General features: G+C 54.8%; 16 protein-coding genes and 1 pseudogene. 13 read left to right on the forward strand and 4 right to left on the reverse strand.

All coding sequences use genetic code 11. The annotated features are described in order from the left end of the window. Window positions 1–7: 7 nt before the first annotated feature. The 13 genes and pseudogenes from QWU00_RS09375 to QWU00_RS09430 all read left to right on the forward strand — a co-directional run bounded on the left by QWU00_RS09375 (window position 8) and on the right by QWU00_RS09430 (window position 9,927). Complete coding sequence (locus QWU00_RS09375) at window positions 8–508, forward strand: phage GP46 family protein (protein ID WP_035382150.1); 501 nt, start codon at window positions 8–10, stop codon at window positions 506–508. Continuing rightward, window positions 508–1,626, forward strand: coding sequence for a baseplate J/gp47 family protein (locus QWU00_RS09380; RefSeq protein WP_035382151.1), 1,119 nt, complete (start codon window positions 508–510; stop codon window positions 1,624–1,626). The genes QWU00_RS09375 and QWU00_RS09380 overlap by 1 nt, the downstream gene beginning before the upstream one ends. Window position 1,627: 1 nt before the next feature. After that, window positions 1,628–2,176 carry a YmfQ family protein gene (locus QWU00_RS09385; RefSeq protein WP_081939141.1) on the forward strand — a complete coding sequence of 183 codons (549 nt, stop codon included), beginning with the start codon at window positions 1,628–1,630 and terminating at the stop codon, window positions 2,174–2,176. A gap of 3 nt (window positions 2,177–2,179) precedes the next feature. Continuing rightward, a complete protein-coding gene (locus QWU00_RS09390) occupies window positions 2,180–3,298 on the forward strand; it encodes a hypothetical protein (protein WP_187668573.1) in 1,119 nt (372 codons plus the stop codon). Beyond that, window positions 3,295–3,930: a hypothetical protein gene (locus tag QWU00_RS09395; protein WP_187668574.1), complete on the forward strand. Its 636-nt coding sequence runs from the start codon at window positions 3,295–3,297 to the stop codon at window positions 3,928–3,930. Before QWU00_RS09390 ends, QWU00_RS09395 begins: the two co-directional genes overlap by 4 nt. Before the next feature lie 80 nt (window positions 3,931–4,010). Next, window positions 4,011–4,289 (forward strand): annotated as a pseudogene (locus QWU00_RS16945) (phage fiber-tail adaptor protein); the annotation flags it as partial. Between the two features lie 15 nt (window positions 4,290–4,304). Then, a complete protein-coding gene (locus tag QWU00_RS09400; RefSeq protein WP_156105404.1) occupies window positions 4,305–4,451 on the forward strand; it encodes a hypothetical protein in 147 nt (48 codons plus the stop codon). A 12-nt stretch (window positions 4,452–4,463) separates the two neighbouring features. Then, window positions 4,464–6,992, forward strand: coding sequence for an SGNH/GDSL hydrolase family protein (locus QWU00_RS09405; RefSeq protein ID WP_081938987.1), 2,529 nt, complete (start codon window positions 4,464–4,466; stop codon window positions 6,990–6,992). Then, window positions 6,989–7,771: a hypothetical protein gene (locus tag QWU00_RS09410; RefSeq protein ID WP_035378793.1), complete on the forward strand. Its 783-nt coding sequence runs from the start codon at window positions 6,989–6,991 to the stop codon at window positions 7,769–7,771. Before QWU00_RS09405 ends, QWU00_RS09410 begins: the two co-directional genes overlap by 4 nt. Window positions 7,772–7,879: 108 nt before the next feature. Continuing rightward, complete coding sequence (locus QWU00_RS09415) at window positions 7,880–8,164, forward strand: hypothetical protein (protein WP_150395642.1); 285 nt, start codon at window positions 7,880–7,882, stop codon at window positions 8,162–8,164. Window positions 8,165–8,380: 216 nt separating this feature from the next. Next, on the forward strand, window positions 8,381–8,938 hold the full coding sequence (locus QWU00_RS09420; RefSeq protein ID WP_187668575.1) for a lysozyme: 558 nt from the start codon (window positions 8,381–8,383) through the stop codon (window positions 8,936–8,938). Beyond that, window positions 8,935–9,642, forward strand: a complete 708-nt coding sequence (locus QWU00_RS09425; protein WP_150395676.1) for a hypothetical protein — start codon at window positions 8,935–8,937, stop codon at window positions 9,640–9,642. The genes QWU00_RS09420 and QWU00_RS09425 overlap by 4 nt, the downstream gene beginning before the upstream one ends. A 102-nt stretch (window positions 9,643–9,744) precedes the next feature. Then, on the forward strand, window positions 9,745–9,927 hold the full coding sequence (locus QWU00_RS09430) for a hypothetical protein (RefSeq protein ID WP_035377460.1): 183 nt from the start codon (window positions 9,745–9,747) through the stop codon (window positions 9,925–9,927). An 18-nt stretch (window positions 9,928–9,945) separates the two neighbouring features. Here the strand turns inward: QWU00_RS09430 and QWU00_RS09435 are convergent, their stop codons facing one another. The 4 genes from QWU00_RS09435 to QWU00_RS09450 all read right to left on the reverse strand — a co-directional run bounded on the left by QWU00_RS09435 (window position 9,946) and on the right by QWU00_RS09450 (window position 11,814). Continuing rightward, a complete protein-coding gene (locus QWU00_RS09435) occupies window positions 9,946–10,494 on the reverse strand; it encodes a hypothetical protein (protein WP_035377462.1) in 549 nt (182 codons plus the stop codon). A 2-nt stretch (window positions 10,495–10,496) separates the two neighbouring features. Next, window positions 10,497–10,931 (reverse strand): hypothetical protein, encoded by a 435-nt coding sequence (locus QWU00_RS09440; RefSeq protein WP_150395675.1) that lies wholly within the window; start codon window positions 10,929–10,931, stop codon window positions 10,497–10,499. A gap of 5 nt (window positions 10,932–10,936) precedes the next feature. Beyond that, a complete protein-coding gene (locus QWU00_RS09445; protein WP_035377466.1) occupies window positions 10,937–11,257 on the reverse strand; it encodes a ParB/RepB/Spo0J family partition protein in 321 nt (106 codons plus the stop codon). Between the two features lie 104 nt (window positions 11,258–11,361). After that, the gene (locus QWU00_RS09450) at window positions 11,362–11,814 is read right to left on the reverse strand and encodes a hypothetical protein (protein ID WP_035377468.1); all 453 of its coding nucleotides are present in this window, start codon (window positions 11,812–11,814) and stop codon (window positions 11,362–11,364) included. Window positions 11,815–13,062 lie beyond the last annotated feature (1,248 nt).

Here is a 13,062-nt window from a genome sequence, read left to right on the forward strand (position 1 = left end):
GAAATAGATGGACGTTGCAATTAATTGGAATGGTGCGCAGGCGCGTGGGGATTGGTCTGTCCAGAACAGTGATCTTGCACTGGGAAACCCCTTGCAATCAGCTATTATGGTCAGTCTGTTTAGTGATCGCGTTGCCCCTGATACCCTGAGTAATCTGGATAAGGCTGTTAATATTTCCGCCGCACCAGACGCGGCTGGGTCAAATCATAATGACCGGCGTGGCTGGTGGGGCGATACTTTTGCCCAAGAGCCTATTGGCTCCCGTCTTTGGCAGCTACAGCGGGTTATCAAAGCCGGACAGACCAGCGTGTTACGCGAGGCAGAGGCCATATGTCAGGAAGCGCTGCAGTGGCTGATAGATGATGGTGTGGTCGCATCGGTCAGTATTGATGCATCGTGGGCTAAAAATACAACGCCAACACTGCAATTTTCTGTCACGGTCACAGAGCCTGGAACAAACTCTACGCAACAGTTTTACTTTTCGTGGGCTTGGGAGGATCTGACTTAATGCCTTACGCGCGTCCAACACTTACACAGTTGCGGCAGCAGGCTTTGCAGGATGTGCTGGATGGTGGCATTCCCGGCGTTTCCGCTGTGCTACGTTTTTCTGTTTTATACGTGCTTTCAATGACCCTCGCCGGGCTTGCATGGTTGCATTATGGCTATCTAGACTGGATTGCCAAGCAGGCAGTACCGTGGACAGCGACAGATGAATGGTTGGCAGCCTGGGGGGCACTCAAGGGTATAATCCGCAAGGCGCCCAGTGCGGCATCATCCCCAGCAGTCGTATTTGGAGCAACTGGGTCCTCCATCATCCCATCAGGCACAAGCATCATTCTGACGGGTGGCCTGATCGCCACCACAACAGCAGATAGCATCACCTTAAATGGCCAGACTGTAGCGCCAGCTATCTGTACCACGACAGGGGCCTCAGGTAACGTTCCAACAGGAACCTCAGTTACACTCTCTAGCCCAGTTGCGGGAATCCAAACCATTGGTTCTGTTTCTAAGCCATTTACTGGCGGGGCTGACATTGAAACAGAGGATGATTACCGATCCCGCGTGCTGGATGCCTACCAGGATAGCGAGCGTATTGGAACGGAAGCCGATTACAAGCAGTGGGCTCTGGCTGTATCTGGTGTAACTCGTGCATGGGTAGTCAGGAATGGGTTCGGTACCGGAAGCGTTGTGGTCTATATCATGTTGGATTCCGCCAATGCGGCGCAGGGTGGGCTGCCTCAAGGTGCTAACGGATGCGCTGACAATGAGACACGCTACACAACAGCATCTGGAGACCAGCTGCGTGTCGCCAATACACTCTGGAATGAGCAGCCAGTAACCCCCTTGGTGCTCATCATGTCACCAGTTTTGCAGCCAATAAATTTCGTCATATCAAATTTGGGCGAAAACAATACATCAGGAAATCAGAAACTGATTACTGCTGCCCTGCAAGACATGTTTGAGCGCGTATCGGGTCCTGGCGCTACAATCTCTCCTAACCAGTGGCAGGAGGCTATCGCGGCAATCGGCTTGAGTACATACAATATTGTCTCTCCATCTACGCCCATTATGGCGGAAAATATCTCCTCCATGCCATCGCTTGGAACCCTGACACTGGAGACATAATATGCCTGCTCCAAATTTCTCTTTTTCAGATTTTGGTCAGGCTTTACTTAGGCTTTTGCCTCATGGTCCTATCTGGTCGCGTGCTCCAGGCGGACTGCCTAGCTATCTGGCCAATATCTGGGGAAAAACATTCGCTAGGAACAGTGATAGATCTGCCAATCTCCTCAAGGATGCGTTCCCTGCAACAACATCAGAACTCCTACCAGAATGGCAAAAAACGCTTGGGCTGCCAGATCCAGTAGTATCATCAGAGCAGTCTCTTGAGCAGCAACAGGCTCAGGTTGTCGCCCGGCTCACTGGGACAGGCGGATGCTCAATCCCATACTTGGAAGAGTATGCGAAAACCCTTGGATACACCGTAAAAATAACGCCTTACAGCGCATTTTATTTCGGTATGCCTTTCGGATCTGAGTTTGGCGGTGAGGGATGGAATTTTGACTATCTTGTCACAGTCGATGCCCCAATTACGGGCGATCACACAGTTCTTGAATATGAACTCAGGCGGCTGTCTCAGGCCGGGACAAGCGTGTTTTTTGCTTATACGGGATGAAAAATGGACCTCCTGATTGCTCCGAATACTGTTCCATTAGCAGATGCTGACACGGCCCCTGCAACAGGAACCCCAGGTTACGCCACAGATGGTGATCCATCCACAGGAACGGCGAGAACACCATTCCCAGCTTATGCATGGAACGCTGTACAGATAGAATTGACTACAGTCATGACTAAGGCTGGTTTAATTCTGGATAAAGGTGATAATACTCAACTCTATCAAGCAATTAAGATAATTTCAGAAGATGGTGCAAATAATAATTGTATTGGCAAAGCATCAGGCAATCAGGATTACTCACCTCTTCAGGGCGGCGTTAATATCTCGTCCGGCCAAATGTGGTTCTCGTACAAGGATTCAAACGGAAACCTGAAATACGTGTTTTCGCAAGTGGCGGGTGATTACGCGACAAATACGGCGCTCAATGCAGAAGTAACTCGCGCCACAACTATTGAGAATAACCTGCAAAGCGGCAAGGTAAATCGCAACGGTGACGACGGGATTAGTGGTTCTTTTAATGTTGGTGACACCTTTTCCGTTGGGACATCATTTTCGGCAGTTGCAGCTACAGGTTATGGATTTGCCTATCGGCGTACAACCACTCTGACAGGTGCCTATGACTGGTATTCGGACTATTCCGGTATTAAGGTTAATATCCTCAATCTCAGATCAGACGGCACTCTAAACGTTACCGGATCGGGCTGGTTACAGGTCCGGGGCGTTAATGTGGCTCTATCAACAGACGTTGCTAATCTGCAAAGTCAGGTCAACGGCAAGCAGGCGGCAGGCGATTACGCGACCAATACGGCGCTTAATAACGGGCTGGCGGGTAAGCTGGATATCTCGACGTATCAGGCTGATTTCAACAGCGGCGATAGTCGTGTCCATGACAGCCCATATGGCAAGCGCACCCAGCATTTCCGGGCTACGGCAAATGCCGGGGATTACATAACCTTCCCCGCCAAAATGGGCTCAGTTGATGCCTGCACGGTCAAGGAGGAGGCCAATACGGACTATAACTGTAAAGGCTACAATACCGACAACAACGGCACTTATCTGCACATTAATGGTGGGGGTACCAACGTGCAGGTGGCTGTCATCGTCTCAGGAACAAAACCATGACGGACACAACTCTCACCGGTGCGGGGCTGATCGCGTCCGCGTATCCGGCGCGGTATTATGCGCAATATGACCGCACCGCCGCCGGGATCACACCGGTGACGGCGCTGATTGATACGCTGGCAGATGCCACGGTTGTCAATGCACTGCCCGCAGCAGCCGATATGGTGGCGCTGACGACTGATCAGTGGGCCTTGGCACAGACGGCTCTCTCCCTGCACGTCCAGGATGGAGCGCTGCTGTATCCGGACCGGTATTATGCGGAGTATGATGCGTCCGCTTCCCAGCCGACCAAGGTCATATCTTGGACGGATATGTGGGAGTGGTCTGACCTAGCCGGAGCGCCCGATATCAGTAACCTGCTGGCTGTATCTGCCACGGATTGGGCGGACCAGTCTTACCGGCGTAATGGACGCGGTGTGCAGGACGGCAAGATCATTGATTATGTGCCGCCTGTGCCCATCGCCCTGCAGGCGCAGATGGTGTTGTCAGGCGTGCCTGGGCAGACATGGGCCAAATTTGGCAGCGTTGGCGCAGCGGTGCCTGAGGCGTGGGTGGCGTATCAGCAGGCGCTCAAGGCGATTGCTGATGGCAAGGATACCACCTCCACCACGCTGCCGGCTGCTCCATCTTGATGTCCCCAATACTATCTCTCGGATGGGAGCCCGCAGCAGAGCGCTTACTTTCGATCCCGGCCCCAGGGCGCGTACGGGGTATGGGGCCAATTCCATGCCCTCAGTTAACTCTGCGCCCAAAATACAGCCCAGATAATTTGGATTATATTTTGTGCCCCAAACAATGGCTCTTGGGCACAACAGACTATCTAACGAGAATTTCAGCCGATGTCCTTACTGCTACCGGATCTACCACAGACTTGAGGGTTTCGTGGTGCTCGATAGTTAGCGGGCAGGCCGTGCTGTTTATTGGTGGAGGGCAACCGGGAACCCTGCAAACACTCCAGGTCAGTGTCGAAACGCTATATGGGAGATCTTGGAGCGCTCCCATATACTTGGCTATTAGTAGCACGCTGTCTGCAGCTTCTGCGCAGCCCGTCCCGACCCTACCAGATGGCACCCCCGTGCCTCCCAACGCCATTCAATTGCCGGATGGCTCAATCCTGACCGACGATAACGGTCAGCCCTACCTCATCGCATAAATCGGAGCCCCCATGTCTGGGACAAACTCAACGGCGGTCACAGCTAGTGGCATGCCGCTATCTGCGTTGCCTACAGCCAGCGCAGTAACTCCAAACGATAAAGTTTGGGGGATTGTTGGCGGCAACGCCAAGCTGGTGCAGCCAAAAGACCTCGTCGCCGCAGGGCTACCAGACGACGTTGTCAAAACTGATGATCTGGATGCTGCCCTGTCTAGCTCTGCCCTCAGCCAATATACGGATCAGGCCGTACAGCATGCCGCAGACGCCAAGACCGGGGCAGCGCAGTCACAGACTGGAGCCGCTGCCGCAGCCGTAAGCGCCGGGCAGGCCGCGCAGACTGGCGTGCAGGTTGCCACGATTGCCGAGAGCGCCAAGACAAATAACGATGCAGCCCAGCAGGCCGTAGCAGGTGTGACGGCGGATGCCAATGCAGCCAAGGTCCTGCTGACAGCGGCTATGCAGGGTGATGCGCCTCTCAACTATCGTGGTTATTGGGATGCGGGCACTAATACGCCTGCTCTTGCGAGCGGCAATGGGGCTGAGGGAGACCTGTATATCGTCTCTGTTGCGGGCACTACTGCGCTGGACGGTAACACCGCGTGGTCTGTGGGCGATGGCGCATGGTTTACTGGCGGAAAATGGGTCTATTTTGCACGCGCCGGTTGGGCCGCTGTGGCACAGAGCCTCTATGCGCTTGGCACCCTGACTGTCGCTGGCGTGACGACGGGCGGGGCGGCATCAAATGTCTGGTTGACGGCGTGGCTCAATGCGTATGCTGAGGTGTTGGCAGGGATTGAGGCAGACGGCTCTCCAATTTTTCCGGGCGCGCGCGGGCGTGTGGGGCCGCATCAATATGACCCGTCCGCGTTGCCGGGGGCAGGCCTGATCCTGCTGGACGAGCTGGGCAGCGTTATTGACAATCGGTCCTCGCGCGCGTGGCCTGGTGCTACTCCCGTTGATGCGGTACCTGCTCCGATAGTGCGCCGTCTGTTAGGGCGTGGCCCTGGCGCTCAAGATTGCGGTGTGCGTGGATTTTCGCGGGGCTCTCTGTGGCTCTACGGCAATGCTCTCTATCAGAGCCTGTATGACACGGCAGACGCCGCATGTTGGGATGTGCTTGCCTCCAACGATGGAGCGCCTCTGGCCAGCGGATTTGGCGCATCTGTGGCGGCAGTTTACGGTCTGGATGCCATGGTCAGCGGCTATACGGGGCCTGCGATTGATATTTCAACGATCGTCGCCGGGGTGACGACATCAACCACAATTGCTGTACTGTCGTCTGGCTCCTTAGATACTGAGGCTCTCTCTGCCACGTTATCCAACGCTGATTCAGGCACGGTTGCAACGGTTACACAATGGTACGACCAGAGCGGTGGCGGCCATCATCTTACGGTCCCTTCCGGGGCGAGTGCGCCGCGTATTGGACAGACACAGGTTAATGGCCGTCCGTGCATCAGTTTTGACACGTCCGGAGCATCTGCGGCACAGCGCCTGAGCAATACCGCTCTCACGTTTGCTGGCGGCACATTTTCCGTGTTCGGGGTGGGCCGAGCGGCGGGCACAAACTGCTCTGGTGACGACCGTATCTCTGCTCTGTCCGTTGGGTCGGGGACTGCGCGGATTGCAACAGTGTCTGGCATCAATGAGGACGGCTATCTGGGGGTGTGGGACGGAGCTGTGCTCCAACCGGGCCATAAAATGCAGACGTGCAACCCCGGCGTTTTTGGCATCTCGGCTTCTGGTGGCGATACTGTGTCTGTTTGGCACGGATCAACGCCAGACCCCATAACTGTTACTGCGGCGGCGCTGGCAGGGGTTATGACTGGCCTGAGCATTGGCAGCGGAGACGATCTGTCCAACGCCTCCAATTTTGAATTTACCGGGCTCGTAGCGCTTAGGATGTCTGCCACACAGGCGCAGGTTGACCTGATCGCGCGCCGGGCATCTCTACGTTATGGCTTTGCCCCTCAAACGGCACTCAGGATCATCTGCATCGGAGACAGCCGCACAGCCGGTTACATTAATCAGGACGGTGCCAACTGGCCCACAATGTTGCCAGATTATCTGATTGAGCCAGCAGATATCTACAATGTTGCGGTATCCGGATCGACCACGCGCGATGCCGTCAATTACACGCTGGCGTCAATACAGGCCGCCATCTCTGGATCTGCGGTCCCAACAATCTGCACTCTCTGGCTGGGGGTTAACGATTTTGCCCGCATTGGTGGGTCAGACTACTCTGTCCTGGCGCGCATCAAGACGTTGATTGATGGCGTTACATCCTCAGGCGCTTTGCATGTTTTCCTCATTTCCGAAGCGTATATCTACAACCAGCTAACGTGGCAGGGTGCGACAGCCAGCGGATATTTTGGGGCCAATGTCACGCTGATTAATCCGTTTCAGGCGGGCATCCCATTTACGGACCACAGCAACGCAGAGTTGTGGCACCCGGACAACATCCACCCAACGCGCGCCGGTGACAGGTTTCTGGCGTCGCTCGTATCCGCAAAAATCAACACATATATTGAGGCAAACTCATGAGCCTTGTGCAGACACACACTATTGTCGGGCAGACTGCCTCCGGCGTCCTGGGCGGCATCCTGCTGCCAATTTCAGCGCAGCCTGCCTACTATAATCGGTACGCCTCGGATGTGCTGGCAAACATGGCTGAGAGCGGCAGGCGCGCCTCTGTTGCTGTAGGGCAGCCGGGCATTACGGCAGGCCCTCCTGCCTATTTTGCGGCGCAAGGTGGAGCGGCAGGCATTACGTCTCCCGTGTCTGCGGATGGTGATTTAACAGTCCTTGTGGCTGCACGATACCCGTCTCAGATGACAGCAAATTATAAGATCGCTCCGTTGGTGAGTAATTATTTTACTGATGCCGACGGAAAATGGCAGGGGTTCCTTTTTGGTTTGAATTTTTACTCCGACACGCAAATCCTGCCGATTTTATGGGCTGTTGAGAGCGAAACCGGAAGTACAAACCAGCAAGCTGGCGATCTGATCACCACCGCTCAGGGGCAGGCATGGGGGCTGTATTCTATCCGCATCTCCAGCATCGGGAGCAAGGGATGGACGGCAACAATCAAAAATCACACCCTTGGCACCACAAAAACAATCACGAGTAGCAACACAATTCCTGTGCTCTCTGCTGCCCCAAATTTGGCAGTGGGGACATCGTATTTGCCGGAAAATTTTACCGACCGCTCAGATATCCTCTCTGTCGGGATCTGGCATGCCGCTCTCTCCGACACAGACCTTGACACAGCCGTTGATTTCGAGCGCCGCTGGCAGGCCGGTATCAATGGTGTGACCCTCTGAAATCTGGAAAACACAAGACAGAGACACAGAGCGGGGCTGAGGCAACGCTTGGTTGCTGTTTCTGCCGCCCTGTGAGGCGGTTTTTTTATGTCTGCCGAAAGGGCTCAGATGCCTGATACCAATTATCCGACCGGTGATCTGATCGGCCGGGGTGAGTTTGCCATGATGGATGGCCGCATGCGGAACCTTGAGAGCGACATGGCTCTGGTCAAGGCAAAACAAGATGAAGCAAAAACAGACGTTGCGAGCATCAAGAGTGGCATAGCTACCATCCAGGCAGAATTAAAAACCATGCGCGGCTGGCGGCAGTTTTTGATCACCGGCGGCATTGGTGTCGGCTGGGGGCTTGTCCAGGGCATCATGCATCTGCTCGGCTGGGGCAGTGCGCCATAACTTGCGAGTTTGCGCACGGTCGCAAATTGCCCTGATGACAACCAGCAATGGCCCATCTGTAAACCAGCCCCCCAAAACTCGCCCAGATACTATGCAATATAAAATGGCAGTTTTCTGCGGGTATTTTGCATTGTCGGACTAATCCTAGCCTTACCGCCTGTAAACTCGTCCACCCCAGCCGCCACTGAGCGGCCTTTTTTATACCCGGAAATCCCAATGGATGACTCTATCGCTCTCGCGGCTGCACTGGCGCGCGAATACGAGGGCCTGTCCCTGCGTCCGTACATCTGTCCGGCTGGTTACTGGACCATCGGCTACGGCAACCGCTGCCTGGCCGACGGGTCCGCCGTCACGGCGCGCACGCGGCCGATCACCAAACAGCATGCGGAGGATCTGCTGCTGTTTACCCTCGCAGGCCTGCGGACAAAATTACGCGCCCTGATCCATGTGCGGATCACGCCCAATCAGGAGGCAGCGCTCCTGGACTGGCAATACAATCTGGGCACCTCTGCCATTACTGGATCCACGCTGCTGCGGCTGCTCAACTCCGGGCAGACCATCGCAGCCGGAGAGCAGTTGCTACTGTGGGATCACATGCACCGCAACGGCCATCTGATCCGCGTGCCTGGTCTGACCAGGCGCAGGCTGGCTGAGTGGCATCTCTATGTCGGGGCAACTGGTGCCGGATCCTCAGCACCGTCCAGCCCTACTCCCTCCAATCCCACTGATGATCTCAACGCGGCCGAGCTTGGCCGCCTGAAAGCGAACACATGAAACTCTCAAAAATCGGCGCTTATCTGCGCCAGCCTACCACCCTCATTGCCATGGCTCTTGTCATTGGCACGGGTATCGCTGACTGGTTTGGCGAGCTGCCAGAGGGCACATCCATTGCCTTGCTGGGCGCTGCCCTGCCACTGCTGGCTATCTCTGACACCAGTGGCATCCTGGCTAAACTCTCAGCCGATCGGGACGGTCTGGCTGCCATTGTGCATGCCCTGACCACCCATAAGGATATCGGCCCGGCCGCCATCAAGGTAGCATCCGATACCGTGCCAGGTGGTGCGCTCCTTGCTGCGGCCGCTGCCGCCGTGGTCCAGCAGCAGGCGCCCACCAGTGCACCAACCAAAAAAGCCAGCGGAATCGGCGGTGGTGCGGCTGGTCTGCTCCTGCTTGTTGGTCTGTCCGGCAGCCTGGTGGCATGCAGCGGTGATCAGCTCGTCCAGCGTAAGCAGGCCGTTTACAGTCTGAGCCTGTCTTACTCAGCCGCAGCCCAGATGGCGGCCGACTATGAGCACAACGTGGCGGCTGATCCTGCCGTGGTCGCCAAGATCAAGCCTGCCTTTCAGCGGGCGCATGACCTGATCGCCCCGCTGGATGATGCGGCCGCCAAAGGTGATCCGCTGCCGCAGGCTGCCGTTGAGGCGGCTCAGGCCGCGCTCGATGCGGCCCGCAAGCTGCTGCCGTCCACCACTAACTGACCATTTTCCCGGCGTCGGGAAAATGCTTGCCAAGGGTCGTGATAATAGCACGGCCCTTTTCACAAGCCGCGAAAACCGGCAGAAAACCAAGGAAAACAGAAAATGAACTATACTCAGATCGCCATCTCGGCCGTGGAAGCTCTGGTCCAAAACGGCCCCACGATTGTAGAGGATATCTCCGCTCTACTTCGCCCCTTAAAAGATGGCCGTGAACCAACGGCTGATGAATGGGCGTTTGCCCGGCAGCAGTTGGATGAGGCCAATGCAGCCGTGCAGGCTGGGTAAATCTACCGCAGGGAGTTATTAGCTCCCTGCCCAATCATGCATGAGGGCGCTGCGTAAGCGCCTGACAGATGATGGGGCGATCCCCAAGGCGGATGCGATCTCAACACTAGGTCTGCCGCTAAGGAGGGTATCGGCTGCATCTTTTTCGCGCCACCATCCAGGTGGCCTGTTGGCGTGTCCAAAATAGCGGATCATCGCCAGGCAGGCGGTTGCTACATTTATCTCATGCTTGCGGGCAAAATCAGTGGCGCTCATTGTTGCCATCTCAGGTAGGCGCTCCTCCCACCATTTGGCTCTATCCTCATACCACATCATCCCTACTGATGAACGCAGGCGCTTGATGGTTGTGCTGCCCAGAGGCAGGTCAAGATCAATCGGGCGCATACGGTATTCGTCAAGCGTTTTGAGGAGGTCTGCCGTGAGGATTGCTTGCGGTCCACCCCGCCAGCCTTTGGGTCTGGGGTAAGGGCGGCCAAGAAAAACGGAGTATCCGTACGCTGTTGGCCGCTCCTCAGCTACAGCCCATTGGTTGCCCCATACGTCAGTAATCGTCTCGGGCGCACTCATTATCAGTCCGCCTTGCTAGGCTGGATATCCTCTGCCAAGTGGCCAAGCACCTCAATGCGATCCTCAATTATCCCTGACAGATCAGACATTACTCCGGCGGGTGGTGGCGTTGTCCCGGCGGCATAGCGCTGGATGGTACGGAGATTGATATTAAGATCCCGCGCCATATCAGATTGCCACTCAGTGCCGTACAGGGCGCGACCAACTCGGTGTATGAGAGGATCATCCTCCCGCCTGTTGGTCCAGCGGTCGTCCTCGATTAGACGCCGCGCTACCCAGTCCCCATCCTCTCCAGTGATGATGATCTCATGCTCCAGGTATCCATCGCCAAACCGCTCTGTAGCTGTCCTCTTGGCCTGACGGAGTGTGCCCTCAATTTTTATAACTGGCGCTTGGCCGATGGAGTGATGCTTGATCGTTGCGTAGTATATTGTCATTTTAATCACCAAACATCCCGGCCAGTGGAAATATCGTAAAAATCACAATCATTACGGTTTACCGCAAGAAAATCATCAATATTTCCCGCGTTCAGAAGGCAGATTGTGTCGTTGTCTGTGCCATCTTGCTCAATAATTACGGGCTCAACGCCCGCCTCTTTGGCGGCAGCGAAAGAGTGGTGTCCGTCCAGCATGAGGCGGTATTCCTCACCATCAATTTCGAAGGACGGGGAGACGAACACAGTGAAGTCTTCAGCGGCAATCTTTTCCGCCACGATTTCTTCGTCAAGAAATTTCTGAGAAGAGATTGTAATCACGTTTGTCATGCTTCCGGTCCTTACCGTTTCGGAGCGGCCCGTGCCGTCTCCATGTCGTATATTTACGACACAATATGATTGACCGCAAGAGGAAAAATGCGCCAAGAGAGCAATTAAATCATCTCGGAGAGAATGCTTGCCGCAATAGCCTGCTCCATACTGGCCATCTCCTTGAGGCTCTGCATGTCAAGCAGATTGGCTGCTGGCATCAGGAGGGTGACGAGTCCTGGCGCATCAGGCAGGCTGGGGATTGCTGCGGTATGGCCCATAATCCGAAAGAGATGGCCTATCATGCCGCTGATAGATCTATCGTAGGCCTGCCGGTCAGCGTGCGGCCCGTACACCCAGTTGAGAGATGCTGGGATATCAGATTTTCCTTTGTCCTGAGAGAGTTGAAAAAAGCACATATTGGGATCACCCTGAAAAACCCATAAATATAAATCAAAATCAAGTGGTAGTTTCCCACAATCTCTATTGATTACATCTTTATGATTTATGATTGTTTTTAATTTCTTTTCATCAAATTTAATTAGATGCTTTGTATTTATAGTTAAATGGTTGATCATTTTTGCCCTGCAATGTCATATCGTCTTAACATAATGATATGGACATTGTCAGGGTCTAGTCCAGTGACGGGCTCCCACCGTCTGCGGAGGCTCCACGACGGCCTACCTTTGCCGGGGGCGACCCGGTCTATGCGGCCAGCTATCAAGGATTACTTGACGGCTAGATTCTGTAAGCGGCAGGGGGAACTCCCACCCCCTCGTAACGACACGCTCGCCTCTCAACCAGTATCCTTGTCAGTCAACCAGTCTTGCGCTCTTTCGCTCGTCTTTTCTGCGGGCCGGGCTTGATACCGGCTTTCTCTTCGAAGGGAGAGCTTTCCTTGACTGTCTCATGCAAGACTGAGCCGGTAAGTTCCCGCGTGTCCATCCACGCCGCCGCAGCCCCGTGAGTATAGTACGGGTTGGGGCAGGGTACAAGGGGAGCGCTAGTCCTGCTGGACAGGATTGAACTGTCGACCTCTCCCCTACCAAAAGATGGCCCTTGTATAGAGAGCCCATATTTGGTCATAGAGTTGGTATTCCATGCGCAAGCATATGTGTGGTTTGCGATTCGCATTGTGGGGAGTTTTGTGGGTGTGTGTTCTGGATTTAAACGTTTTTTCAGCATTTCCTGCGCATATTAACACTGAGAAATCAAAGTGTTAGTATGTTATGGGGGAAGCCCCAACGGTTTGCTAAACCGTTATACGGGTTAAACTGTATCGAGGGTTCGAATCCCTTCCCCTCCGCCAATCCTCCTTTTCAAGCATAAGAAACGTAAGACTGTATTTGCGGCTCTCTGGGCGGGTGGCGTGCCCCTTTTTTCAGCACGTTAGAGTGTTGTTTCGCCTCTTGGGCAGGCTGTCCTCATGGCGTGCGGACGGCATCCGCTCCCTCTCACTTTCTCTTGGTGGCTGATGCGTAACCCTCTCAGGGGTTTATTGCTCTTAGCTGGGGAGGAAGAGTTTTCCGTAGAGATTTTGCTTTTGCTGGCAACCAGATGTTTTTTTGACATGCCGTTTGGTCAGTCTCACTTTTGCATGAGGAGGTCGTGGCAATAAGCAGTCGGCTTCAAGCCGGTTGGGTGTGCACATTCCCCCTGCTTTGGAATGGGCTGTGGAGTATCAGATTGGTTCTTGTGGTGCGCCCTTAGTGGGGAAACGGTGCCGGTGGTGGGGCTGCCATGGGGGAGCAGGCGTTTTGCCAAGCTTTTGTCACATGTGCAGATTGAAAGAGAAACAGTCTCGCCTTTTATCGTCTGATTTCTAA

Source organism: Acetobacter tropicalis (genome assembly GCF_030644465.1).
Lineage (GTDB): Bacteria > Pseudomonadota > Alphaproteobacteria > Acetobacterales > Acetobacteraceae > Acetobacter > Acetobacter tropicalis.

Coding starts and splice junctions, on each gene's coding strand:
- QWU00_RS09435 (WP_035377462.1), bottom strand. CDS start 10,494: ATGAGTGCGCCCGAGACGATTACTGACGTATGGGGCAACCAATGGGCT.
- QWU00_RS09440 (WP_150395675.1), bottom strand. CDS start 10,931: ATGACAATATACTACGCAACGATCAAGCATCACTCCATCGGCCAAGCG.
- QWU00_RS09445 (WP_035377466.1), bottom strand. CDS start 11,257: ATGACAAACGTGATTACAATCTCTTCTCAGAAATTTCTTGACGAAGAA.
- QWU00_RS09375 (WP_035382150.1), top strand. CDS start 8: ATGGACGTTGCAATTAATTGGAATGGTGCGCAGGCGCGTGGGGATTGG.
- QWU00_RS09415 (WP_150395642.1), top strand. CDS start 7,880: ATGCCTGATACCAATTATCCGACCGGTGATCTGATCGGCCGGGGTGAG.
- QWU00_RS09430 (WP_035377460.1), top strand. CDS start 9,745: ATGAACTATACTCAGATCGCCATCTCGGCCGTGGAAGCTCTGGTCCAA.
- QWU00_RS09380 (WP_035382151.1), top strand. CDS start 508: ATGCCTTACGCGCGTCCAACACTTACACAGTTGCGGCAGCAGGCTTTG.
- QWU00_RS09385 (WP_081939141.1), top strand. CDS start 1,628: ATGCCTGCTCCAAATTTCTCTTTTTCAGATTTTGGTCAGGCTTTACTT.
- QWU00_RS09425 (WP_150395676.1), top strand. CDS start 8,935: ATGAAACTCTCAAAAATCGGCGCTTATCTGCGCCAGCCTACCACCCTC.
- QWU00_RS09450 (WP_035377468.1), bottom strand. CDS start 11,814: ATGATCAACCATTTAACTATAAATACAAAGCATCTAATTAAATTTGAT.
- QWU00_RS09410 (WP_035378793.1), top strand. CDS start 6,989: ATGAGCCTTGTGCAGACACACACTATTGTCGGGCAGACTGCCTCCGGC.
- QWU00_RS09395 (WP_187668574.1), top strand. CDS start 3,295: ATGACGGACACAACTCTCACCGGTGCGGGGCTGATCGCGTCCGCGTAT.
- QWU00_RS09420 (WP_187668575.1), top strand. CDS start 8,381: ATGGATGACTCTATCGCTCTCGCGGCTGCACTGGCGCGCGAATACGAG.
- QWU00_RS09405 (WP_081938987.1), top strand. CDS start 4,464: ATGTCTGGGACAAACTCAACGGCGGTCACAGCTAGTGGCATGCCGCTA.
- QWU00_RS09390 (WP_187668573.1), top strand. CDS start 2,180: ATGGACCTCCTGATTGCTCCGAATACTGTTCCATTAGCAGATGCTGAC.